The 24,059-nt window shown below is 64.4% G+C and carries 24 protein-coding genes and 1 riboswitch; of the genes, 2 read left to right on the top strand and 22 right to left on the bottom strand.

Features of this window, described 5'->3' with window-relative positions:
• Positions 1–3 precede the first annotated feature (3 nt).
• From C1725_RS04660 to C1725_RS04595, 14 genes are all read right to left on the bottom strand, one after another.
• Positions 4–891, bottom strand: a complete 888-nt coding sequence (locus tag C1725_RS04660) for an ABC transporter permease subunit (RefSeq protein WP_102410507.1) — start codon at positions 889–891, stop codon at positions 4–6.
• A gap of 18 nt (positions 892–909) precedes the next feature.
• The gene (locus C1725_RS04655) at positions 910–1,857 is read right to left on the bottom strand and encodes an ABC transporter permease subunit (protein ID WP_102410506.1); all 948 of its coding nucleotides are present in this window, start codon (positions 1,855–1,857) and stop codon (positions 910–912) included.
• A 101-nt stretch (positions 1,858–1,958) separates the two neighbouring features.
• Entirely contained in the window at positions 1,959–3,461 is a 1,503-nt protein-coding gene (locus tag C1725_RS04650; RefSeq protein ID WP_102410505.1) for an extracellular solute-binding protein, read from the bottom strand.
• 256 nt (positions 3,462–3,717) lie between these two features.
• On the bottom strand, positions 3,718–4,536 hold the full coding sequence (locus C1725_RS04645; protein ID WP_102410504.1) for an endonuclease VIII: 819 nt from the start codon (positions 4,534–4,536) through the stop codon (positions 3,718–3,720).
• 113 nt (positions 4,537–4,649) lie between these two features.
• A complete protein-coding gene (locus C1725_RS04640) occupies positions 4,650–6,245 on the bottom strand; it encodes a response regulator (RefSeq protein ID WP_102410503.1) in 1,596 nt (531 codons plus the stop codon).
• The gene (locus tag C1725_RS04635) at positions 6,242–7,969 is read right to left on the bottom strand and encodes a sensor histidine kinase (protein ID WP_346026347.1); all 1,728 of its coding nucleotides are present in this window, start codon (positions 7,967–7,969) and stop codon (positions 6,242–6,244) included. Before C1725_RS04635 ends, C1725_RS04640 begins: the two co-directional genes overlap by 4 nt.
• 472 nt (positions 7,970–8,441) lie before the next feature.
• The gene (locus C1725_RS04625; RefSeq protein WP_102410500.1) at positions 8,442–8,906 is read right to left on the bottom strand and encodes a VOC family protein; all 465 of its coding nucleotides are present in this window, start codon (positions 8,904–8,906) and stop codon (positions 8,442–8,444) included.
• Between the two features lie 27 nt (positions 8,907–8,933).
• Complete coding sequence (locus C1725_RS04620; RefSeq protein WP_102410499.1) at positions 8,934–9,335, bottom strand: nucleoside 2-deoxyribosyltransferase; 402 nt, start codon at positions 9,333–9,335, stop codon at positions 8,934–8,936.
• A 144-nt stretch (positions 9,336–9,479) separates the two neighbouring features.
• On the bottom strand, positions 9,480–10,685 hold the full coding sequence (locus C1725_RS04615; RefSeq protein ID WP_102410498.1) for a hypothetical protein: 1,206 nt from the start codon (positions 10,683–10,685) through the stop codon (positions 9,480–9,482).
• Complete coding sequence (locus tag C1725_RS04610; RefSeq protein ID WP_102410497.1) at positions 10,682–11,146, bottom strand: sigma-70 family RNA polymerase sigma factor; 465 nt, start codon at positions 11,144–11,146, stop codon at positions 10,682–10,684. Before C1725_RS04610 ends, C1725_RS04615 begins: the two co-directional genes overlap by 4 nt.
• Positions 11,147–11,162: 16 nt before the next feature.
• Positions 11,163–11,303: a hypothetical protein gene (locus C1725_RS19190; RefSeq protein ID WP_346026346.1), complete on the bottom strand. Its 141-nt coding sequence runs from the start codon at positions 11,301–11,303 to the stop codon at positions 11,163–11,165.
• Positions 11,304–11,438: 135 nt separating this feature from the next.
• Positions 11,439–12,152 (bottom strand): 2-phosphosulfolactate phosphatase, encoded by a 714-nt coding sequence (locus tag C1725_RS04605; RefSeq protein WP_102410496.1) that lies wholly within the window; start codon positions 12,150–12,152, stop codon positions 11,439–11,441.
• Positions 12,153–12,199: 47 nt separating this feature from the next.
• Positions 12,200–12,700, bottom strand: coding sequence for a nucleoside recognition domain-containing protein (locus C1725_RS04600; RefSeq protein ID WP_102410495.1), 501 nt, complete (start codon positions 12,698–12,700; stop codon positions 12,200–12,202).
• Complete coding sequence (locus tag C1725_RS04595; RefSeq protein WP_102410494.1) at positions 12,690–13,268, bottom strand: nucleoside recognition domain-containing protein; 579 nt, start codon at positions 13,266–13,268, stop codon at positions 12,690–12,692. Before C1725_RS04595 ends, C1725_RS04600 begins: the two co-directional genes overlap by 11 nt.
• A gap of 155 nt (positions 13,269–13,423) precedes the next feature.
• On the opposite strand from C1725_RS04595, the gene C1725_RS04590 reads away from it, so the two are divergent.
• Both C1725_RS04590 and C1725_RS04585 read left to right on the top strand, forming a co-directional pair.
• Positions 13,424–13,672, top strand: coding sequence for an AbrB/MazE/SpoVT family DNA-binding domain-containing protein (locus tag C1725_RS04590; RefSeq protein WP_102410493.1), 249 nt, complete (start codon positions 13,424–13,426; stop codon positions 13,670–13,672).
• 282 nt (positions 13,673–13,954) lie between these two features.
• Complete coding sequence (locus tag C1725_RS04585; RefSeq protein ID WP_102410492.1) at positions 13,955–14,941, top strand: substrate-binding domain-containing protein; 987 nt, start codon at positions 13,955–13,957, stop codon at positions 14,939–14,941.
• A gap of 88 nt (positions 14,942–15,029) precedes the next feature.
• On the opposite strand, the gene rbsK is transcribed toward C1725_RS04585, so the two are convergent.
• The 8 genes from rbsK to C1725_RS18930 all read right to left on the bottom strand — a co-directional run bounded on the left by rbsK (position 15,030) and on the right by C1725_RS18930 (position 24,023).
• The gene (gene rbsK / locus C1725_RS04580; protein ID WP_102410491.1) at positions 15,030–15,914 is read right to left on the bottom strand and encodes a ribokinase; all 885 of its coding nucleotides are present in this window, start codon (positions 15,912–15,914) and stop codon (positions 15,030–15,032) included.
• A 15-nt stretch (positions 15,915–15,929) separates the two neighbouring features.
• Positions 15,930–18,041 carry an ADP-ribosylglycohydrolase family protein gene (locus tag C1725_RS04575; protein WP_102410490.1) on the bottom strand — a complete coding sequence of 704 codons (2,112 nt, stop codon included), beginning with the start codon at positions 18,039–18,041 and terminating at the stop codon, positions 15,930–15,932.
• 18 nt (positions 18,042–18,059) lie between these two features.
• Entirely contained in the window at positions 18,060–18,926 is an 867-nt protein-coding gene (locus C1725_RS04570) for a carbohydrate ABC transporter permease (RefSeq protein ID WP_346026345.1), read from the bottom strand.
• A 14-nt stretch (positions 18,927–18,940) separates the two neighbouring features.
• On the bottom strand, positions 18,941–19,840 hold the full coding sequence (locus C1725_RS04565) for an ABC transporter permease subunit (protein WP_102410489.1): 900 nt from the start codon (positions 19,838–19,840) through the stop codon (positions 18,941–18,943).
• Positions 19,841–19,923: 83 nt separating this feature from the next.
• Positions 19,924–21,207, bottom strand: a complete 1,284-nt coding sequence (locus C1725_RS04560; RefSeq protein WP_102410488.1) for an extracellular solute-binding protein — start codon at positions 21,205–21,207, stop codon at positions 19,924–19,926.
• Positions 21,208–21,386: 179 nt separating this feature from the next.
• Positions 21,387–22,412, bottom strand: a complete 1,026-nt coding sequence (locus C1725_RS04555) for a substrate-binding domain-containing protein (RefSeq protein ID WP_102410487.1) — start codon at positions 22,410–22,412, stop codon at positions 21,387–21,389.
• A 264-nt stretch (positions 22,413–22,676) separates the two neighbouring features.
• Positions 22,677–23,564: a cation diffusion facilitator family transporter gene (locus C1725_RS04550; protein ID WP_102410486.1), complete on the bottom strand. Its 888-nt coding sequence runs from the start codon at positions 23,562–23,564 to the stop codon at positions 22,677–22,679.
• Between the two features lie 97 nt (positions 23,565–23,661).
• Positions 23,662–23,747: riboswitch (NiCo riboswitch) on the bottom strand.
• A gap of 90 nt (positions 23,748–23,837) precedes the next feature.
• Positions 23,838–24,023 carry a hypothetical protein gene (locus C1725_RS18930; RefSeq protein WP_146009153.1) on the bottom strand — a complete coding sequence of 62 codons (186 nt, stop codon included), beginning with the start codon at positions 24,021–24,023 and terminating at the stop codon, positions 23,838–23,840.
• Positions 24,024–24,059 lie beyond the last annotated feature (36 nt).

The following is a 24,059-nucleotide window of genomic DNA, read 5'->3' as shown; positions in this document are numbered from 1 at the left end:
CGATCAGCCCTTGACGGCGCCGATCGTGATGCCCTTGACGAAGAACTTCTGGAAGAAGGGGTAGATGATCATCACCGGCAGCGCGCCGACGACCGCGATGGCCATCTTGATGCCCGTGCTGGGCAGCGTCGCCGCGATCTCGCTGGCGTTGGCCCCGCCCGCGCCGCTCTTGAGGAACTGCACGTCCTGGAGCATGCGGTTGAGGATGTTCTGAATGGAGAACAGCTCGCTCTTGGTGAGGTAGTACAGGCCGTTCTTCCAGTCGTTCCAGTAGCTCAGGCCGATCAGCAGCGCGAGGGTGGCGATCATCGGCACGCTCATGGGCAGCACGATCTGGAACATCGTGCGCCACTCGCCCGCGCCGTCGATGCGCGCCGCCTCGACCACCGCGTCCGGGATGTTGGTGTTGAAGTACGTGCGCATCATGATGACGTAAAACGCGTTCACCAGCAGCGAGGGCACGATCAGCGCCCAGAGGGTGTTGCGCAGGTGGAAGTAGCGCGTGTACATGATGTAGGTGGGCACCAGGCCGCCGTTGAAGAGCATCGTAAAAAAGACGATGAACGCGAGGACGTTTCTGCCGAAGAACTCCTTGCGCGAGAGCGGGTAGGCCAGCAGCATCGTCATCAGCATGCCGCTGACCGTGCCGGCGACGGTGACGAACACCGTGACGCCGTAGGCCCGGGCGATGCTGGAGCCGCTCTTGAACATGTAGGCGTAGCTGTCCAGTCCGAACTTGGCCGGGAAGAGCGAGTAGCCGTTCTGGATCAGCGTCTTCTCCTCCGTCAGCGAGGACATGACCAGCAGCGCGAACGGGAAGATGCAGCACAGCGCCAGCAGCACCATGAAGATGTTGGCGACGATTTGAAAACTGCTTTTTCTTTCAACCATGCGTAAATCCTCCTCCCATCAAAACAGCGCGTTGTCCTTGTCCACGCGGCTGACGACCTTGTTCGCCGCGAGCACCAGGATGAAGCCGACGAGGCTCTGGTACACGCCCGCCGCGGAGGACATGCCCAGGTCGTTGAGCTGGATCAGGCCGCGGTAGACGTAGGTGTCGATGGTGTTCGTCACGTCCAGCAGGGGGCCGGAATTCATCGGCACCTGGTAGAAGAGGCCGAAGTCCGAATAGAAGATCTTGCCGACGGACAGCAGCGTCAGCGTGATGATCGTGGGCGTCAGGGCCGGCAGCGTCACGTGGCGAATCTGCTGCCAGCGGGTCGCGCCGTCGATGGCCGCGGCCTCGTAATAGCTGTGATCCACGCCCACCAGCGTCGCGTAGTAGATGATGCTGTTGTAGCCGAACGTCTTCCAAAGGTAGACGATGACCAATATGAAAGGCCAGTACTTGGGCTCGGTGTACCAGGCGATGGAGTCCCTGCCCAGCGCGGCCAGAACGCTCTTGTTGATGAAGCCGGAGTCGATGGAGAGCATCGCGAACACGAGATAGCTCACCACGACGATGGAGATGAGGTACGGCAGCAGGAAGACCGTCTGATAGACCTGCTTGAGCTTTTTGGAGCGAATCTCGTTGAGCAAAATCGCGATGGCGATGGCCATCACGGTGCCCAGCACGATGAACACCAGGTTGTAGCAGATGGTATTGCGCGTGATCGTCCAGGCGTCGCGCGTCTTGAAGAGGTACTCGAAGTTGGAAAAGCCCGCCCAGGGGCTCGCCAGAATGCCCTTGCGCCAGTTGACGTTCTTAAAGGCGATGATGATGCCGCTCATCGGGATGTAGTTGTTGATGATGAGGTACACGAGCCCCGGCAAGGCCATCAGGTACATCGGAATGCAGCGCTTGATCCGGTTGCCAACGGAGGCTTTCTTTTTGGCAGACGGTGCGGTTGCGGTCATATGCGTTCATCCTTTCTCTTGCTTCATACCCGGACGGCGCCGAGGCGGCGGCAGAAGGGGGCCCGGGGACGATCCCCGGAACCCCCGCTTTGCCCTGCGTCTTACTTGCCGTTTTCGGCGCGCCAGGCGTCGTACTGCGCCTGCTTGTCAGCGATGATGTCGTCGATGCCCGCGTCCTTCAGCTCCTGATTGAACTTCGGGAGCGTCTCCTCCGGGTCGACGGCGCCGCACATGAGCGCCTGATGGTACTTCTGCATGACGTTCGTGCAGGCGGTCACCTGGTTGCGCACGCTGGAGGAATCCCAGGTGAAGCCGAACGCGTTGGACTTGACGGCGGTATTGTTGAAATCGCGGGTCACGTCCCAGTAGTCGGCCGGGTTGCCTTCCCAGACGTGGCCGATGAACTGGTTGCACCACAGCCATCCGCCGGAGGGGCGGTAATCGCTGGTGGTGGCGTCGATGCCCTCGGGATAGCCGATGATCTTCTGGCCGTTGCTGGCGTCGCCCTTGGCGACGTAGTGCGTGCCCTCGATGCCGTAGATCATGAGGTTTTCGAGCACCGGGTCCGTGTACATGAGGTTGAGCAGCTTCATGCAGGCCTCGGGATGCTCGGTGGAGCTGGCGATCGCCCAGGTCGCCATGGAGACGTTGGAGGTGCAGGAGTAGGCAGGCACGATCTCGGAAACGACGATCTCGGTGCCGTAGTTGGTGGTCTCCTGTACGTTGAAGTAGGGCTTGAGGTTCATGAAGCCACCGAACGCGGTGCCCGCGCCCATCATGGTGCCGACGCTCTCGGTGTTGGAGACGGCGTCCGCCATGATGAGGCCTTCGTTGTACCACTGGCGCATGGTGGTGACGAATTCCTTGTAGAAGTCCGTCTCAAAGAGATTGACCACCGTGTCGCTCTGGCCCATGTCCATCAGCACGCCCAGCGGGGTGCTCGCGTCGCCCAGCGGATCCCAGCCCCAGTTGCGCACGAGCTCGCCGTTGGAGGGCACGACGCAGACCAGGGTCGGCTCGTTCTCGTGAACGATCGCCAGCGCGTCGTGCAGCTGCTCGAGCGTCGTGATGTTCTCGTAGTCGATGCCGTACTTGTCGCAGATGTCCTTGCGCATTTCAAAGCCGTAGGACGCGGCCAGGTCGCGGCCCGTGGTGAGGCCGAAGATTTCGTCGCCCACCTTGCCGCAGTCGATGAACTCCTGGCCGATCTGCTCGACGATGCCCTGGCCGTAGGCCTCAAGCAGGTCGTTGAGCGGGAGGATTTGGCCGTTGTTGGCCACCGTCGTCAGCGGGGTCATGTAGACGGGGAACACGTCGATTCCCTCGCCCGCGGAGAGCATCAGGTTGGTCTGCTGCGTGTAGTTGCCGTAGCTGATGAAGGTGAGGTTGATGTGAATGTTGAGCTTCTCCTCCAGATACGCGTTGATCGCGTCCACGACATCGCCGGAACCGTCCTTGCCGGCGGACGCCATCATCACGACCTCCAGCGTCACCAGGTCCTTTTCGCGCAGGTCGTCTTCCGCGAGCGCGGCGCCCGCAAAGGAAACCGCCGTCATGGAGACCGCCATCGCGAGCACGAGCAGGCGCGCAAGCAACTTTTTCATTGTAGCAAACACCCTTTCCAAATAAGATTGAAGTTTCAGGTCTGTCTGTATTGTAGCGCATGCGCGGACACATTTCTGTAAATATTCAGACCTCGATTATTCAAATTCCGACTTCTGCCTAAAAAAAGCGGCGGAATTGCGCCATATCCGACACAATTCCGCCCCTGATTATGCAGCTTTCGGCTATTTATACGGAAGAAAGCCGCCTACGCGCCTGTCCTGCCTGTGCAGCGATCGACAGCCGATCCTGTCAACCTCACAGCCCCTGACAGCGCGGGCAGTAGTAGACCGCGCCGCCGAGGTACGCCTCCTTCGTGATCGGGCCGCCGCAGGCGGGGCAGCCGCCCGCGAGCGTGCGCTTGCTCATGCGCGTTTGATAGCCGCCGGGATTCCCGAAGAGGTCCTTCTCCGTGTCGCGCCCGCCCAGGCGCGTCATCTCGCCCAGCACCGACGCGGTGCAGGCGGCGAGGCGCTCCCGCTCGTCCTCCGTGAGGCTCGCGATCTTCCGCTTGGGGTGAATGCGCGCGGCGAACAGGATGTCCTGCAGCGTCCCGTTGCCGATGCCCGGAAAGCGCTGCTCCGTCGCCAGGAACGCCTTGGCGCTGAGCGTCGGGCGACTCTCGGCGAGCACGGAACAAAAGTGCGCCGCAAACTCCGGCGAGAAGGGCGAAACCGCGCGCCTGCTCTTCTCGTAGTAGGGATTGTCCAGCCCGCCCTCGTGCAGCAGGATGCTGCCGTACATCGCGACCGTAAAGACGAGCGCGTCGCCGTCCTCAAAGCAAAGGAGAAGCTGATAGTCCCCCGGCGCGCGCGGGCGCGGCACGAGGCGCACGTTCACCCCGTCGTTCAGGCAAAGGCGCTTCCCCTCCGAAAACAGGAGCTCGACGAAGATGCCGAACCCCTCGGCGGAAACGACGCTGCGCCCGCGCAGGGCCGCGTCATAGGCCGCCGGGTCGCCGTCAAAAAAGCAGAACCTGTGCGGGCGCGTCGGCGGCAGCACGGCGGCGACGGTCTTCCCCGCCACGGCCGATTGAAGCTGCCGGGAGAGCGTCAGGGCCTCGGGCAATTCGATCATGGTTCTTTCCTCCTCTGATAACCGCCTTGGGCGCGGCCGTCCCCCTGGTGGCCCGGCGAAAGGCGCCTCTTCCTCCGCACCGCGCGCAAGGCATTGTCTTCGTTCTTGGCGTTTTACGTCTGGATGAACCCCGCGGCGCCCTTATCGCCCCGGTGCGCCTGGCGGTATTCGCCGGGGGCCATGCCCGTCTGCTTCTTAAAGACCTGCGAAAAGTAGGAAAAGTTGGAGTAGCCGACCTTGGAGGCGACGAGGCTCACCGGGATGTTCGTGCCCGACAGCAGGGAGGAGGCCACGCGCATCTTTTCCGAGACGATGAAGTCGCCCAGGGAAACGCCGCGCTCCTTCTTGAAGAGCCGGGCGAGGTAATCGCCGTTCAGGAAGATGGCGTCGGCCACGTCGCTGCGGCGCAGGTCCTTTTCGATGTTCTGCTGGACGTAGCGCACGGCCTGCTCCACGGGCGAATCGGCGCGCTGCGGCTGCTCGATGCGCCCGGCGAGGTAGTCCATCGCGAAGCGGACCAGCGAGACCATCTTTTCGTAGGAGGTGTAGGCCTGCAGGAAGTCCTTGAAGGGGTACGCCTCGTAGAAGATGTCGTGCGCGCGCTGCTTGGTCGCCTGCGCGGCGGTGAAGAACATCTGCAAAAAGTCCTGATGGAACTTGGCGAGGAACTCCGCGTTGACCTTGCCCTGGTCGCGCTGCTCGCGCAGGTAGGAAAGCGCCTCCTCGCGCACCTGGCCGCACGCGCCCGCCGCCAGGTCGCGCGCCCAGCGGCGCATGTCCGGGAAGGTGTAGACGTAATGGCGGATCTCCTCCTGCTGCGAGGGCGCGAACACCCCGCTGTAGCGCGCGACGTTGTCGCGCATGCGCGCGCTGAGCAGCTTCCACTGCGCGTAGAGCGCATCCGGCAGCACCACGCTGCCGACGTAGCACGCCGGGCAGGGGCCGCGCCCCTGCGCCTGCCAGCGCTCCGTGAGCTCGCCCAGGGGCTGCACGACCTCCGCCCACTCGACGTCGCCGCCGAAGAGCAGCGCGAGGATGCAGCCCTCGTCCATGCGCGTTAGCAGCAGCGTGCGCTCGCTGCGCCAGAGCAGCTCGAAAAACAGCGCGCGAAGCGCCTCCGCGTCGTCCTCGCGCACGGGCCTGTTGAGCTGCACGAGCACCGGGCAGAGCTCCGTCGTGCGCGAGAGCGCGACGCCCAGCCGCCGTATGTCCTCCAGAAAGACGTCCAGCCCCGCGCCGCCGCCGCGCAGGAACCGCGTGACGCAGGCGTCCGCCAGCATGCCGCGCTTTTCCTGCCAGTAGCGGCCGTACTGCGCGGCGTCGCGCGTGCGCCGCTTTTCCTCGATGCGCGAAAGCGCCCGGCGCACCGCGGCCTCGATGTCCTCGTAGCGCGCGGGCTGCAAAATGTAGTCGAAGCTGCCCATCTTCACCGCCGTCTGCGCGTACTCGAACTCCGCGTGCGACGAGAGGAAGATGCACTCCGTCTCCATGCCCCGCGCCCGCATCCATTCGAGCAGCTCAAAGCCGCTGCGCGGGGGCATCTCGATGTCGCACAGCAGCAGCTGCGCCTCGCATTGCGAAAGGATTTCCTGCGCCCCCTCCACGCTGTAGGCGCACAGCACCTGCTCGATGCCGAGGGACGCCCAGTTCACCCCCTGCGCGACGCCCTGGACGACCTCGTACAGGTCGTCCACGATCAGCACGTTCACGTCGCCGCCCCCTCTTCATCTCTTTCGTTTTCGCCCGTCGGGCAGATGACCTCGCAGACCGCGCCCTCCGCGTCGTTGTAGAACGCGAGCACCGCGCGCTCGCCGTAGATGAGGCTGAGCCGGTGGCGCAGGTTCGTCAAGCCCACGTGGTGCTCCTGATAGATGTCCCCCGGCAGCGTGTTGATCTGGCTGAGCACGTCCGGCGGGAAGCCGCCGCCGTTGTCGTGCACGGTGATGTCCAGGTAGCGGTCGTCCTCCGCCTCCAGCAGCACGGCGCGCACCGTGACCGCGAGCTGGCGGTCCGGCTTCCACTGGTGCTTGACCGCGTTTTCCACGAACGATTCCACCGAAAAGGGCGGGATGCGCAGCTCCAGCAGCGCCTCGTCCACGCAAAGCTCGCACTGGGGCGGCATCGCGCGGCTCATCTGCTGAATGCGCATGTAATCCTGCACGAAGCGCAGCTCCTCGCGCAGGGTCACGGTCTTGAGGTTGTCGCGAAAGAGGTAGCGGATGTAATCGGAGATGGAAAGGATCATCTCCTGCGCCTGCTGGTAGCGGCCGAGCTGCGTGCAGGCGTACACGCTCTTGAGGCAGTTGAGGAAGAAGTGCGGGCGGAGCTGCAAGTGCAGGTATTGCAGCTCGATGCGCTGGCGGTCGATCTCGCGCTCGTAGGCCTCGATCTTGAGCGTGCGAATCTGGGCCATCATGTCGTTGAACGTGTCCTTGACCTGCTCCAGCTCGCGCGTGGGGTAGTCGAGGGTGATCTGCGTCTGGAGCTCGCCGCGCTTGATGCGCCCCATGGCCTCGGAGAGGTCGTTCAGCGGCCGGCCCAGATAGCGGCGCACCCACCAGCGGGACAGCGGGATCACCCCCACCGCCAGCAGGGAAAGCGCCAGCAGGCCGACCTGCACGGGCGTGAGCCCGTCCCAATAGCCCGCGTTCGACACGGAGAGCACCACGCGCGCGGGCGCGCGGACGAGCCGCTCGGAGACGGTCAGGTAGCGCGCATCCCGCCCGGTGAAGGCGTAAGCCTCCTCCCCGGCCTCCACGCGCACGGCCTCGCGCGCCGCCCATTCGGCGTTCGTGAGGGCGTTTCCCGCTTCGTCCGCGAAAAAGACGTGGTAGGCGTCCTGCGTCACCGTGAGCAGGCGGCTAAAGTCGCATAGGGCGACCATGTAAGCCCCGGCGCGGCCGAAGCAGCAGGAGAGCATGGGGCGTCCCTCCACCGAGATCACCTGCCACCGGCCCGGGCTTTCCTTCCACGCGTCCCCCGCGCGCACGGCCCTGCGCATCTGCTCGCGCTGGGCGTAGGTGTAGCCGCCGTCCGCGAAGCGCTCCGCCCAGGCGCCGTCCTGTTCGCTCAGCAGGAAGACCGCCCCCAGGGGCGAAAAGGCGTTCATCGCCGTCTCCATCCGCTGGGTGATCGCGTAGGCGGCGAGGTGCACGGACAGCTCGCTCTCCCCGCCGCCCATGACGCTGAACTCCGGCTCGATGTAGACGATGCCGGAGAGGAAGCGTTCGATCATCTCCAGGTTTTCGTCGATCTGCTCCGCCCACTGCGAGACGACGCGCCGGTTGGACTCCGCCACCAGCTGGTTGGATACGCGGATCGAGTACAGGCTGCCAAAGAGCAGCAGGGCGATGAGCGGCAGCACCGTCGCGGCGAGCACCATCGACGCGCCGTCCACAAACGCCCTGTTCTTCCGTTCTTTCGTCCGCCGCATACGCCGACCCCCGCACATTTTGTCATCCTTTTGTTATTCGCGGCGAAACGTTGCATCTCCTTTTTCGCGGCCCGCGCAAGGCGCAAAAAGCGGGCAGCACCATCGCGATAGCGCGGCTCAGGGCGCCCGGTTTGCCGCATCCTCGCTGCCGCCCCACATCCGCGCCTTTGGAAAAAAGTTTTTGAACTGCTTGCGCGATTTGGGCCGCCTTCCCGTTTGTATCCTGCTTCACCTTTTTGTCCCCCAGCCCAAAACTGGAATCTATCCAAGCAAGACCGCAAACCGGTTAGAAAAGTTTGGCGTTCCGATGACGGAGGACCTCCTCGCCAAGATCGAGCCGGGACGCTGCAGCATACGCATCAGGGCTTTGTTGGCGATGAAAGAAATTTGCAACGCCGGCTCCTTCGACCCATTCTTTGAGGGACTGGCGCCTTAAGCGGGTTCCCCTGAACCGCGCCTGACGGCACGGCGCTCACTCCCGCAGAAGCGTCTCCAAATCCGCCACGGACACGTCCATGCGCCTGGAGGTTTCCTCCATCGACAGCCCGGACGCAAGGAAGCGCCCGATGACCCGCTTCATGCTCTCGCCAACCTCGACGATGTGGTCGTCCGGGTCGTAAAACCGCACGGAGCGCTGCCCCCACGCGGCCTCTTTGACGCCATCGCCTATGTATCGGATGTCGCCGCGCCGCGCCAGCTTCTCGAGAAAGCCGTCAAAATCCTCTTCCTCAAAGTACAGCTCCATGTTATGCGCTCTTTTGACGATGCTCTCACCGGGGATACCCAGCAGAGCGTCGAACTCCTGCTGGAGCGACAGGCTCCCAAAGGAGACGTTGATGCCATAATCCTGATACACCTCGAGCCCAAACAATTCCTGATAAAACCGCCTTGAAAGGTTCACGTCCTTCACGGCGATACATACGCCCTCGTATTTCATTGGTTTTGCCTCCATTCCATCGTCCGTTCACGGGTTTTGTGTTTTGAGCAGCTCGCCTGCGATGGCCTCCGTATCCCCAACAAGCCAATTTACCTCTGAAAGCCAGTAAAACGCGGACGTATTTTCGTCGCAGCGAAAGTACGTGCCGTCGCAGTGGCACAGGTACACCTTCTTGTTCAGCGCGACCGCCATGCCGAATTCCGTATGCGTTCCCCTGCCCTGCGGGGTCAACACGATGACGACGTCGGCCCGCTTCACCCCTTCGCATTCCTTTTCCGCAATGGACCTCAGCGTCTGCGCGTCCATTTCCCGAACCGGGCAATGCGCCGTCCAATCGTAGGTATGCTCCCATCCGGCCTCCTTGAGCAGACGCGATAGCTCCCGCACCTGCTCCACGTTTGAGAGGCTTGAGGCCACGTAAAACTTCATGCGCTTCCTCCAATACAAAAAAGCAGGAGGGCGAGCCGCATGCCGCGTCAAAGCATGCGGGCTGCCCTCCTGCTTTTCTATTCTACGGTTTCATCGCGATTTTGTCAAACCCCGCCCCGACGTTGCAAGGCCCTGGGCGCCCGTTTAGAGCTTCAAGTTCACCATGTCCTCCAGAAGGCGCACGTCCGGCGGCAGCGTCTCGCGCTGCTGCTCCGGCTTTTCGCCGTCCGGCGGCGTAAGCGCGCCGCCGCCCAATGTCACGTCCGCGAGCGCCCCGCGCTGCGCGTCCGTCAGGCGGCACATGCCGTCGTTTACGAGCAGCGTAATGCGCGCGCGCAGTTCCTCCGGGGGAATCTCCGGATCGACGCTCAGCATGCCGCCGTTCACGATCGCGACCTTGTCCGCCATCCGCGCAAGCGAGGCGGGCGTCAGCTCCATCTTTTCGCCGCACACGAGCAGCGCGCCCTCGTAGGGCAGCCACTCCGCGTCGCCCTCCACCCGCTCCAGCAGCGCGTCCATGAGGGAAAGCGGCACGATCAGCCGTCCCTCCACGCGCAGGGCCTCGAGCTTTGAAAGCATGTCCGCGCGCACGTCCTCGCGAATCGTGAGGCCGCCCTGCACGTAGAGCTTCCCGCGCAGCCGAAACGCCGTGCGCGCGCCGACGTCGAGGGCCGCCTGCTCCACCTTGAAGCCGTCGGGGACGAACAGGCAGCCGCTGAGGTCGCCCTCGTACAGGCCGCCCAGCGCCTCCGCGTCCTGCGCAAAGCAGAGCAGGCCCTTCGGAGCGCGCACGCGCACGCCCTTTGCGCAAAGCGCCTTCGCCGCGCCCACCTCCAGCAGCGCGCGTTGCGTGAAGTAGAGGCGCGCGCCCTGCGAGAGCGCCGCCGTTTCGGCGAGCGTCACCGGGCGCTTGGAGGCGCGCAGCGTCCACCCGTCGGGATACGACTCGGCGCTGCCGTTGATCTGAAGGCCCACCGCGCTCAGCGCGCCGAGCTGCGAGGCGCTGCAAAGGACGCTGCCGTTCACCGTGCCGCCCACGATCTGCGCGCGAATCTCCTCCGGCGTCATCGCGGGGTCCACGCGCACCTCGCCGTTGACCATCAGCATGCGCCGCGCGCCGCCCACGTCGGCGGCGAGCTCCATGCTGCCGTTGGTCGAAAGGAGGCTCGCGTCCTCCGGCACCACCCACATGCTCACCACGTCCTCGCACTTCACGTGCGAGAAGAGCGGCGCGGTGCGCTCCGAGAGCAGCAGCAGCACGACGTCCCTGACAGCCACGATATCCGCGATCGCCTCCGCGGAGGCATTCCTTGCGTCCAGCATGACGACGTCCTGAATCACCGTTTTCATATTTTTCCTTCCCCTTTCCACTTTTTGAGCAGCATCGCCGCCGCGCGCAGGCGCGTTCGCACCGTCGGGGCGGGCATGTCCAGCGCCCGCGCGATCTGCGCGCTGGTCATCCCCTCGAGGCAGCGCATGCGCAGCACCTGCGAGAGGTTCTCCGGAAGGCGCGAAAGCAGGTCGCGCACCTCAAGCCCCGTCAGGTCGTCCTCCCAGACGCCGTCCGCGTCCGAATCGGTCAGCACCTGGCGCCCACGGCGGCGGCACTGGTCGATGAAGGCGTTCTTCACCGTCCGAAACAGCCAGGCGCGGCAAAGTCCCTCGCCGCGTCCGCGCAGCATGCGCACGTTCTCCGCCGCGCGCAGGTAAGCGGTCTGCACCAGGTCCTCCGCGTCCGCGCGGCTGCCGGTCAGGCTCTCGGCGTAGCGCAGGAGCTCCCCGCGCACGCGCCACATCTCGATCAGCTCCATACATCCTCCCGGCCGCTCACGGGTGGCGCCTTCCTTTCCCCGTCTGCAGCCACTGGGCGTAGCCGTCGTGCAGCCAGACGCTTTCGTTCTCCCGGCGCGAAACCGCCGGGCGATTCAGCAGATCCTGAAACAGGAGTTCCAACCATCCATACAGCATCACTTTTGCCTCCCTGCTTTCCTGTGCAGCGCGCTTACACCAGGACAACGCACGAGCGGCTCAAAGTGTTTTGGAAAATGAAAAAATTTTTAATTTGTGAACGATGAATTGAAAAAACGGGCCCGGGAAGGGCCCTCAGCTCAGATGAAAAAAGCCGTCCGCCCCGCGCTCGGGCACGGATGAGAACACGTCCTCGCGCAGGCAAAAGTCGATGTCCGCCCGCTGGCCGCCCCGCAGCATCACGCCGTAATGGTGCGTACCGCGCAGCGCCGCGTCGAGATCCCCGCCGCAGGCGCGGTAGAGCGCGAGCGCCGCCTGCGCCGCGTCGTCCAGCTCCGCCCGCGCGCCCAGCGAGAGCAGGCGCGAAAGGATCGCCCCGCCCGCCAGCACGTCCTCCAGCGACAGGCGGTCGTCCGTGCCCGCGCACTGGATGACCGCCGCCTCCTCCCCAAGGAGGGCGCGCGCGACCGCCTGCGCATTGAGGAACGCGCCCAGCAGCACGCGCCGCGCGGGCGCGACGCCCGTGATCGCCCAGGTGCCGTTCGTGGTCGTCATCGCCACGCGCCGCCCGCCGACGCGCTGCGCCGTAAAGCTGCGCGGGGAGTTGTCCAGGTCGAAGCCGGCGATGAGCACGCCGCCCCGCTCGCCGCCCAGCAGCAGCGACGGGTCCGATGCGCGAAGGGCGCGGGCCTCCTCCACCTCGCGCACGGCCAGCATGCCCGCGCAGCCGTTTTCAAAGGCCGTGACGGCCGTGCTCGTCATGCGCAGCGCGTCGATCACCACCGCCGCCGCGCCCGCGAGCAGCGCGCCGCGCGTCTCCAGCGGCGTCATGAACAGCGAAATCCGCAAAGGTATCCCCTCTTTCCTCTCCTGTACGCACGATTATACCACTTCTTTCACGGGCAGACAAACCCCGCCGCGAGGCACCCCGCCGCCCAGGCCAGCAGCGCCGCGGGCACCGCGTAGCGCGAGCGCTTCGCCCCCGCCGCGCCCATGTACAGCGCCAGAATGTAGAAGATCGTGTCGTTTGCGCCCACGACGACGGAGGCCACCCGCCCGGCGCGGCTGTCCGGCCCGCAGGCGGAAAGCACGCCCTCCAGCATGCCCAGCGACCCCGAGCCCGAAAAGGGGCGCAGCAGCATCAGCGGCGCGACCTCCGCGGGCAGGCGCAGATGCGAAAGCGCGGGCGTGAGCAGCCGCGAGAGCGCGTCCATCGCGCCCGACGATTGCAGCATGGCCGCCGCGGGCAGGATGGCGATCAGGAACGGGGCGATGGAGGCGGCGGTTTTGAGCCCCTCCTTCGCGCCGCGCACGAACACGTCGTACACCGGCACGCGCCGCCACACGCCCAGCAGCACGACGACCGCCGCCAGCAGCGGCACCACCTTATCGCCCATGCGCCGCCCCTCCCCGCGCAAACAGCTTGCAAAAGAAAATGCCCGTGGCCGTGGACACGGCCGTCGCGATCAGCGTGGGCAGCACGATGGAGGCGGGCGCGGCGCTGCCCGCCGCCGAGCGCAGCGCGACCACGCTGGTGGGAAAGAGCTGCACGCTCGACGCGTTCAGCACCATGAACATGCACATCGCGTCCGTCGCCGCGTCGTCCGCGCGCGAGCGGCCCAGCGCCTCCATCGCGCGGATGCCCATGGGCGTGGCGGCGTTGCCCAGGCCCAGCATGTTCGCCGCGATGTTCACGCTCATCGCCTGCGCCGCCTCGCCCTGCGGATCGACGCCCGGGAAGAGGAAGGCGAGCGGACGCCTGAGCAGCCGCTGCAAAAGGCGCATGGCCCCGCTCTCGCGGACGATTTCGAGCAGCCCCGTGAACAGCGCGAAGCTGCCCGCCATGCGGATCGATAGCTGCACCGCCTCCACCGCCGAGCGCGTCATCGCGTCCCCGCCGTCCCCCGCGCCCAGCACGGCCGCGCAGCCGCCCACGACCAAAATAGCCCAAATCGCGTTCATCATCGAAGCAGCCCCCGATTTTTACTAAAATGAAAGGCAAAGTTAGAAAATGGCATAATTCACGGTTGACATTCTGCGTTCGTTCCTTTACAATATGGCTATAATGTGTTTGTTATACCACATTATCTATTTTTATTTTGTAAAGGGAGGAAGTACTCATGAAGTCTACCGGTGTCGTCCGCAAGGTGGATGAACTGGGTCGCATCGTGGTTCCCATCGAGCTGCGACGGACGATGGATATCGCCGTCAAGGACACGCTCGAAATCTTTGTGGAAGGCGACCAAATTGTCCTGAAAAAGTACCACCCAGCTTGCATATTCTGCGAGAATGTCAAGGATGTCATCTCCTACAAGGGCAAAATGGTCTGCAAGGATTGCCTGCGCGAGCTCAAGAACCAATCGATCTAAATCATACGCATCGATCGTCGCTTCGGCGGCGATTTTTCCTTTCCCCGCAACACCATTCAGATCATATGGTTCCCCCACATGATATATTCTTCTTTTTCGCCACCACAGGATGTGTTCATCCGCATTTTAGTAAAACTTTTCTTTATCGATTGCTTTTTTACTCCGTAATTGGTATAATTTCTGCAAACGGCGTTGTACGCATGCCGTGCGGCGCCGTGTTTGTCAAAAATAAAACAAAGCGCGCCTTTTGCCGTTCAGGCGCGTGCCAGGGGGATTTATTCCATGGCTACGCTCAAGCAGATCGCGGAAATCGCGGGCGTCTCGCTGTCCACGGTATCCCGCATTCTCAACGGCGACCCACGCCTGTCCGTTTCCGCCAGGACGCGCGAACGCGTGCAAAGCGCCGCCGACCAGCTTGGTTACCTGCCCAAGCACCCCTTTGCGCCCACGGGCCCCTGCATGATCGGGGTCGTCAAGGGGTTCAGCAGCTATGCCGCCATCGCGACGACGCACCATCTGGCGCTCGCCCGGACGATCGAGGGGGCGATGCAAAGGGCGGGGCTGCCCAAGCTGACCCTCAGCGGGGACAGCCCGGCGCAGCCGGTGGACGCGCTGATCGCCTTCGGCGCGTTTTCCCCGCAGCGCGTGAAGGTCATGCGCCAGTGGACGCCGCACATCCTCTTCATCGACAGCAACCCAGAGCCAAACGCCTTCGACGCGGTGATGCTGGGCTACGGATGGCTGGCGGAGGACGTGCTGGACTACCTGTTCGAGCTGGGGCACCGGCGCGTCGCCTACGTCGGCGCGCGGGACACGATGTGCGACTGCGTGCTGCCGGACCCGATGGTGCGCCCCTTCGTGTCCGGCATGACGCAGCGCGGCTGCTTCCGCCCGGAGTACGTGCACGAGGGCTCGTTCACGCCGGAGGCCGCCTACGAGCAGACGGCCGCGCTGCTGAGCCTCGAAAAGCCGCCCACCGCGATCCTCTACGCCAGCGACGCCATGGCGATCGGCGGCTACCGCGCCATCACGGAGCGCTCGCTCACCGTCGGCCGCGACGTGAGCGTGATCGGCCGGGGCGACGTCTCCACCGCCTCCTTCGTGACGCCCGCGCTCACGTCGGTGCACATCCCGCTCTCCTTTGCCGCGGACAGCGTCATCGCGCTGCTGCGCACGCGCCTGAGCGAGGGCCGCCGCTCGCCGCTCACGCTGTGCGTGCCCATGTCGCTCATCCGGCGCGACAGCTGCGGCCCGGCCCCCGCCGAGTAAGCAGGACATGAAATCCCCGCCGCCTCCGGCAAACAGTCGGAGACGGCGGGGATTTTTGCTGTGCCCTGCCTGAAGCGGGGCCTGTGGGTTATAAGATATTCTCCCGGCAAGGCATCGCCTGCTGGGCCCCCGGACGGGCGACCGCCCAGGCAGCGGCGCGCTGCGCGATAGCGATGGCCTCCTCCAGGGCGCGCCCCTCCGCGAGCATCGCGCACAGCGCGCCCAGGAAGGTGTCGCCCGCGCCCGTCGTATCCACCGCGCGCACCGGCGTGCAGGGGAAGCGGCGCACGCCCTCCGCCGTCGCCAGGCAGCAGCCCTTGTCGCCCAGCGTCATAAGGATGCGCCGCACGCCCTTTTCCCGCGCGTAGCCGGGCAGGGCGTCCAGGTCGAGCGCGCCGGGAAGCAGCGCCTCCATCTCCGTCTCGTTGGGCACGAGCAGGTCGAGCCCGCGCAGCACGCTATCCGGCACCGGGCAGGCGGGCGAGGGGTTCAGCACCGTGAAGACGCCGAGCTCGCGGCAGCGGCGCAGCGCCTGCCAGGCGGTCTCATGGGGAATCTCGAGCTGCACGACGCACATCTCCGCCGCGCGCAGGCAGGCGTCCGCCTCCGCGAGCGCCCGCGCGTCCACGCAGGCGTTCGCGCCCGCATGCACGACGATGTTGTTCTCGCCCGCGTCCGACACGCAGATGAAGGCCGTGCCCGTGGGCTCCCCGCAGCGCCCCACGAAGGCGGTATCGACGCCCGCGCCCGCCAGCGAGCGGCGCAGCGCCTCGCCGTCCGCGTCGTCGCCCGTCAGGCCGATCATGCTCACGCCGGCCCCCATCTTCGCCGCGGCCACCGCCTGGTTGCCGCCCTTGCCGCCGGGGTTCTTCGCGACGCCCTGCGCCAGGATCGTCTCGCCCGGGGCCGGGATATGCGCCACCCGGTAGCTCACGTCCATGTTGAGGCTTCCCACCACCGCTATCTTGCCCATCGTCTTTCCTTCCTTTTATGCGAGCCCGCGCACGCGCAGGCTGTGAAATGCGCAATGTCCCTTTAAGACGCCCACGCCCACCGCGCCCGTGAGGTAGGGCGCGTCCTCATCCGCAAAGGAGAAGAGCTCCCGCCCGCCCGAAAGCGCGGTCAGCCGGTTTCCCTTCGCGCGCAGCGTCAGGGTGTGCGTCTCGCCCGCGCGCCAGGGGTAGGCCGTCTCCGCCAGGCAGCGGTAGGCGCCGTCCTCGTTTTTCAGGAGGCAAAGCCTGTCCCCCTCGCAAAGGCGCAGCGCGTAGCATCGGCCCGCGCCCTGCACGCGCGCCATGAACTGGTGCGCGCCGCCCACGACCGGGGTGAGCGCCGCCGTGACCTCCACGTCCCGGAAGGCCGCGTCGCCGGTGTAGGCCTCAGCGCGGTCCGCGCCGGAACCGTGCAGCGCCCCGTCCTCCAGGTACCACAGGCCCTTGTAGCGCGTCATCTGGCTGATCTCTCTGTGCATGGCGTGCCAGAACTCCTCGCGCTCCCGCTCAAAGTCGAGCAGGTAGTCGGGCCCGCCCGAAAAGTCCACGTCGCAAAGGCTCGCGATCAGGTCGCCGCGCCCGCCGCCGGCCCGCTCGAAGAGCACGCCCGCGCGCTCGATGCACGCGCCCTCCAGGGCCGGGATGTCGAGCGAAAGCGCCTGCCACGCGCCCTTTTCGAGCCTGACCCGCTCGCCGCACACGCGCCGCCCCGTGTTGCCGTCGAGGACGTAGCAGCAGGCCGTGAAGGCGTCCGCCGCCTCGTCCAGCAGGACGCGCGCGCGCAGGTGCTGGCCCGGGTAGAGGATGGGCGAAAACGCCGGGTCGTAGCGGCTGTCCGTAAAGTCCTTCGGGCGGTAATACGTCTTGTGGTAGACCTCCACGTCCTCGCGCTCCAGACCGTCCGCCCAGACGCGCAGGCAGCCCTCGCCCCCCTCGAGGCGGCGGTTGTCCGCGCGGCAGGCGCGCGCGCCCTCCACGCGGAAGCTGTGGGTGGAGCCCGGCAGCGCGAAGTGAAAGCGCGCGGCCTCGCCCCGCAGGATCTTCGCGTAGCGCGCCGGGTACGGCTCGCCCGCCAGTCGGTAGGCGATGCGCGCCATGAAGAAGACCGCGTCCGGCACGTCCATGATGTTCAGGCTGCCCATGACGCTCGAGCAGGCGAGGAAGTCGTGGATGGGCCTGAGCCACTTCTCGTAGTCGATGCCTTCCAGCCCGCACAGCACGCCCATGATCGCCCCGACGTTGCCGGTGGTGCAGTCCGTATCCCAGCCGCACATGTTGCAGATGCCGATCGTCCGCGTGAAGTCGCCCCCGCCGTAGAGCATGGAGAGCACCATCACCGCGGAATTGGGAAGGATGTGGCAGTTGCCCGGGTAGCGGTCGTAGCCGTAGTTGGCAAAGACGAAGTCGAAGCACGCGCGCCAGTCCTCCGGGTGCGCATCGTAAAAGGCGATGACGTCCCGCGCCATGCGGGCGTATTCGCAGTCCTGCGCGATGACGGAAAGGCCGCGCTCGACGACGGCGCGAATGTCCCGCTCCGTGAACGCCGCCGCGATGCAGGCGGCCACGAACTGCCCGCCGTAGATGCCCTCGCCGTCGTGCGAGACGCTCGCGGCCTTGCGCGCAAAGCGCGCGGCGCGCTCCGGCTCGCCGGGGTTGACGAGGCCCCAGGTGTCGATGAAGATCTGCCCGCCGATCTGCTCCGCGACCGCCGCGCCGTTCTGGGCGATGGAGCCGGAGCGCGGCGCGGGGATGCCCGCGCACAGGTTCAGGAAGGCCGTGTGCTCGGTGGAAACGCCGTAGCCGCCCCACCAGTAAAAGCCGTGCTCGTAGGGCGTGTAGTTGAGCCAGGTCTTGCCGATCTGCTCGGCCGTGAGCTCCTCGGAGCAGCAGAAGTCCTCCATCGCCCGCAGGAAGAACATCGGGCCGTTGGTGTCGTCGTCCGCGGCGAAGTCGTCGTAATCGACGATGTAGTCATAGACCTCGTCGCCCAGAACGCGGCGAATCTTTTCGTAGCTCCAGCCCTCGATGGGCGCGCCCAGGCGCACGCCCGCGATCTTGCCCAGCCATCCGGCGTAGCAGCGCTCGACGTAATCAGACGGGATCGGCATACAGGTACCTCCTTTAAATCAGCCCTTCAGGCCGCTCGTGACGATGCCTTCGATGAAATACTTCTGTGCGAAGAAGAAGACGCACATGATCGGCAGGATCGTGATGACCGCGCCGCACATCATGCAGCTCCACAGCGAGGTATACTGCCCCTTGAACTTGGAAAGCCCCAGCGAGAGCGTCCACAGCGCCTTGTCGTTGAGGAAGAGCAGGGGGCGCAAAAAGTCGTTCCACGTGCCCATGAAGATAAAGAGCGTCAGGGTGACCAGCGCGGGCTTGGAATTCTTGATGACGACCTCCCAGAAGATGCGCGGATAGCCGCAGCCGTCGATCTTGGCCGCATCCTCCAACTCCGTGGGGATCGAAAGGAAAAACTGCCTGAGCATGAACACCCCGAAGACGCTGAACAGCCCGGGAACGATCAGGGAGATCAGCGAGTCCATCCAGCCCAGCGTCTTGACGATCTTGAACATCGGGATCATCGTCACCTGAAAGGGCAGCATCATCGTGCTCAGGTATACGACGAACATCACGTCGCGCCCCCGAAAGCGCAGGCGCGCGAAGGCGTAGGCCGCCATCGAGGCCACGACGAGCTGGCCGAGGATGGTCGCGGCCGTCACGAGCGTCGTGTTGAAAAAATACGTCCCCCACGGCGCGGTCTGCATCGTGGTCAGGTAGTTTTCCGGATGCCACGCCCGCGGTATCCAGGTGACGGGCACGGTCAGAATCTCCGCGTCGCTCTTAAACGAGCTGAGGATCATCCAGACGAAGGGCAGCAGCATCAGAAAGCTGAAGAAGAGCAGAAAGAGATGCGTGATCGTATGAACGGCAAGCCTGCGCGTCCTCGCGCTGCGCATACGCGCTTCTTTGGATACGGCGACGGTCATTTCTGTCTCCCCCCTCAGTTTTTCTCATCCCGGCTGACGCGCAGCTGCAGGATGCTGATGACCAGGATGATGGCGAACATGATGTAGGCGATCGCGGAGGCGTAGCCCAGCTTCCAGTACTGAAAGGCGTTCGCGTAGATCAGGTAGCTGAGCGTCTGCGTGGCCTTGGCCGGGCCGCCGCTGGTCAGCATGTAAATCTGATCGAACGCCTGAAACGAGGAAATCGTATTGTTGATGAGCACGAACGTCAGCGTCGCGCGCATCATGGGCAGGGTGATGCGGAAAAACTTCGTCGCGGCGCCCGCGCCGTCGATGTCCGCCGCCTCGTACAGCTGCGGATCCACGCCCGTCAGACCCGCCAGGAAGATGACGATGGTGACGCCGATGCCCTTCCAGACGGAGACGAAGATGACGCACGGCATCGCCTGCGCGGTGGAGGCAAAAAAGCCCTGCGCCGGCACGCCGAAGAAGCCCAGGATCTGGTTGACGACGCCGTAATCCTTGTTGAACATCTGCTGAAAGACGACGGCAATCGCCACCATGGAGACGATGGACGGAATAAAGAAGCACGCGCGGTAGATCACCTTGCCGCGGATCTTCTGGTTGAGCACGACCGCGACGAAGAGCGCCAGGAAGCACCCGACCGGCACCGTGCCGATCGCGAAGTACAGCGTATGCCAGAGCGACTCGATGAACTCCTTGTTGCCCAGCAGCTTCGTGTAGTTCTTCAGGCCGATGAACTTCATGGCGGTCACGCCGTCGTACTTGGTGAAGCTGTAGACCAGCGACATGACCACCGGGATCAGCGTAAATACCAGAAAGCCCACGAGGGTCGGCAGCAGGAAGACCGCCCCCCACAGGCCCTCGCCGCCCAGCGCCCTGCGGCCGCGGGAAAGACGTGCCGGCTTGACCATGCTTTACACTCCTTTTTCTTGGCGAAGGGGAAAGGAGCGCGCGCCGGACAGCGCGCGCCCTTCGGCATTGTGTCAAACAGCCGTCATCCCTCGATGGCTTCCTTTAAAATTTCCACCGCCTCTTCGTTAAAGTTGTCCAGCGCCTCCTGCGGCGTCTGCTCCCCGAGAATCATGGATTGCAGCTGCGCGGTCAGCAGGTTGTTGACCTCGTCCTCGCACAGGGAGAAGCTGTCCTGAATCTCGATAAACGGCACGGAATCGACGAAGTTCTTCACGCTTTCCGGGAACCTGCTGTCGATGATCATCTGGTTGGCCTCGTCGTCCTGCGCGCCCGGCAGCGCCATGTTGTACTTGGCGACGATCTTCTGCCCCTCGTGGCCCACGAAGAACTTGAGCACATCCCACGCCGCTTCCTTGTTCTTCGAGCCGGAGTAGATGCCCCAGTTCAGGATGCCCGCGCGCGTGGTGCGGCTGCCGTCCTGGCTCAGGGGGCTCATCACGACGTCCCAGCTAAAGGTCAGCGGGTCGTCCTTGTAGGGCGGAAGGCTCCACAGGCCGGAGGCTTCCATGGCGACCTGCTGGTTGCGGAACATCTCGCTGAAGCCCTTGCCCATGGCCGTCTGCTCGGCCGGGTCGGGGCAGATATGCTCCACGGCCACGGCGTTGTTCAGCCACTCGAACGCGGCCAGCGCCTTGTCGTAGTTTTCCGGCTGCGCGGTCCAGATGCCCTGCATGTCGTCGGTGTAGATTTCCACGCCCATGCGGCTGAGCTGCTGGAGGAACTTGTCCGCCCAGGCCATGATGTTTTCGGCGTAGACCAGCTCGTCCGGGTGCGCCAGCTTCCTGCACGTCTCGTACCACTGGTCGAACGTCCAGTCGTTGGTCGGGTATTCGACGCCATAGCGGTCGAACAGGTCCTTGTTGTAGTAGATGACGTACGGGGAAACCTCCTGCGGCAGGGCGTACAGCTCCCCTTCGTAGGTGAGCGGCGCGAGCAGGCTGTCGTAGAAGTAGTCCAGGTAGCCCTCGCCCTCCGCCTCGATGTACTGCGTCAGGGGCTCAAGCACGCCGCGCGTGGTGTAGGTGTAGATGTTTTCGTTCATGTAGAGGATGTCGGGCGCCTCGCCGGAGCTGATGAGCGCCATGGTCTTGACGACGCGGTCGTCGCCCAGGTCGATCCACTTGATTTCCACATCGGGGTGCAGTTCCATGTAAAGGTTCGCGGTTTCCTCGCGCAGCGCGATCTCGGATACGCTGCCGGAGACGGCCATTCTGACGACCGTCTTTTCCTCCGCCAGGCCCGTGGTCAGGCACAGGGTAAGCAAAATGCACAGCGCGGTCACACAACAAAGCAGCTTTTTCATCATCGTTAACCTCCATTTGTTTGTCTCGTCGAAACGGTTCGTACCAGCGGGGTCCTTTCGCCTGTCTGTCCCTCCTTCTGTACATTTCAGGACGAGCCTCCGCTGCGAGACAAAGGAAGTTAGCTGCCGCGTAAAATCCACTTATGGGAAACATCGTAAGATGTCCAAAAAAGTACCCTTTTCTAGTCAAAGGCGGGGCTGCCGGTCGAGGCGCGCACGACCAGCTCGTGCGCGATCTCCGACTCGCGCGCCGCGCCCGCATAGCTGCCGTCTATGCGCTCAAAGAGCATCCGCACGCCCTCGCGCGCAAACGCCGCGCTGTCGTTCGTCACCGTCGTAAGCCGCGGGCTCGCCGTGCGCGCATAGGGGATGTCGTCCATCCCGCTGACGGACACGTCCTGCGGGATGCGAAGGCCGCGCTCCTGCAGCGCATCCATCACGCCCAGGGCGATCAGGTCGTTTGCGCAGCAGATCGCGCTCGGGCGCTCCGCGAGCGCCGAAAAGTAGCACCCGGCCTTATAGCCGTCCGCCTGTGAAAAGCCCATCTCGAAGACGGCCTCCTCCGGGGCGGCCAGCCCCGCCTCACGCATCGCGCGCTCGTAGCCGCCGCGCCGGTTCAGGCCGATGACCGAACCGGGCAGGCCGCCCGCAAAGGCGATGCGCCGGTGCCCCAGATCGATCAGGTGGCGCGCCGCCAGGTAGGTTCCGCCGACGCGCGCGACGTGCACCGCGTCAAAGGGGCTCTCCACGTACGAGTTGAGGCCCACGACCGGGATGCCGCTTTCCGTCAGCGCGGCGGTCACGCGGGGCTTCGCGTCGATGGAGGCAAAGAGAATCCCGCCGGCGTACATCTGCCGCGCGAGCCGGATCGAGGCTTCCTCCTCCTCCGGGCGTTCGTTTGTGTTGTACAGCGCCATGGCGTAGCCCCTTTCCCCGCAGAGCCGCTGCACGTGCTGCGCCAGGCTCGAATAAAAGGGGTTGCAGATGTCGGGAACGACCAGCAGCACGATTTTGCCGCGGCGCGTCTTGAGGCTGCTGGCGGCCATGCTGGGCGTATAGCCCGTCTCCCGGACCGCCAGCGCGATGCGCCGCCCCGTTTCCTCCTCGACGTATCCCGAACGGTTCAAATACCGGGACACGGTAGCGATTGATACGCCCGCATGGCGGGCGACGTCCCGAATCGTGGTCTTCCTGTCCATCATGCTCATGGCGATCTCCCGACGATATAAAAACGTTTACATATCCGTTTTTTCCATTATATCCGCCAGCAGATCCATTGTCAATATATCCTCGAATTATTCTCCCTATTTTCGCCAAGTTGTCCTTCTTTCAAAACCCCACGGCGCATTTCAAGGTGTTTTTCCCAGGTTTATTTTTGAGGGCAATTGTGAAATCGTTTTCTTCCCGCTTCAAGCAGCCCGCCGCCGGGCGCAAAAAGCGGCGGAGGCCTTCGCCTCCGCCGCAGGGCCGGATCACGGCTGTTCTTCCGCGGGGTTTACATGCACCATGCAGTGCTTGACCTGGGCGAATGCCCGTTCCACCGCGTCATGAACGTGCTCGGCAATCTCGTGGGCCTGGGCCAGGGACAGATCGGCGTCCGTCGCGATTTCCAGTTCCACATAAAATTTGTCTCCAAAGATACGGGTGCTCAGCCGGTCGATGCGCAGCACCTGTTCGTCGGCGAGCACGATGTCGCGCAGCGCCTGCACGGTCGCGTCGTCGCAGGAGCGGTCCGTCATCTTGGAAACCGCATCCCGAAAAATATCCACCGCGGCCTTGACGATGAAGACGCAAATCACCACGCTGGCGACGGGGTCGAGAATGGGCAGGCCTATGCGGGCGCCCAATATCCCAATGAAGCTGCCGACGGAGGAAAGCGCGTCGGAACGATGGTGCCACGCGTCGGCCATAAGCGCGCCGGAGCCCGTTTCCTTGGCGGCGGCGCGGGTATACCAGTACATGGCCTCCTTCACGACGATGGAAACGACGGCGGCCACAAGCGCCAGCCCGCCGGGCGCCGCAAGCGCGGAGCCGCCCGCCCTGATCTTCTCCACCCCGGCCCAGCCAATGCCCAGGCCGGTGAGCCCCAGAAGAACCGACAGAAGGATCGCCGCCACACATTCCAGCCGTTCGTGGCCGTATGGATGCTCCTTGTCGGACGCCTTGTTCGCAAGCTTGACCCCCGCCATGACCACAAAGGTGGTCATCACGTCGGACGCCGAGTGCACGGCGTCCGAAACCATCGCCCCCGAATGGGAAAGCAGTCCGGCCGCCAGCTTGAAGACGCTCAGTGCGACGTTCTGGATCAGGGTGACGAGCGACACGTGCATAGCTACCTGTTCGCGGGTACGCTGCTTCATCGTTGTTACCTCCCTATTTAGAAATCGCTCTTCGGCGCCCCTTTCAAGCGTGTGCAGACCCGGCGAAGGGTAAAAAAATACACCCGCAGGACACACCGACTGTCCCGCGGATGCCGTACATCCGCTGCCGAAAACGGCCCGGCCTGCGGACCCGAAGCCCGCCGCCTGTTCAGTTTGTACCGCTATGATCGACTCCCCGAGGGGCGCGATGCAGTGCAAAGAGATGCGTGCATTTTAACATATGCGGCTCGGCCCGTCAAGGTTCACGCGCATTCAAATTCCCGCGCGGCGGACAGCAAATTTATTTTTACCATTATCAAAATGAATTTGATTTTTTGATGTCGCGGTAGTATAATCATTTTCAGGAACCCGTCCGCGCAATGCGCCCTGCACCTTTGCGGGCAAATCGCGCGCGCCGCCTCGGGGCAGGCGATGGGTCCTGAAAAAAAGAGGCGCCATACCCCGCCGTCCTTGCGGGGCATGGCGGGATCGGGG

It is taken from the genome of Beduinella massiliensis, from assembly GCF_900199405.1.
GTDB classification, from domain to species: Bacteria; Bacillota; Clostridia; order Christensenellales; family Aristaeellaceae; genus Beduinella; species Beduinella massiliensis.
This window is presented reverse-complemented; position numbering and strand designations above follow the sequence as displayed.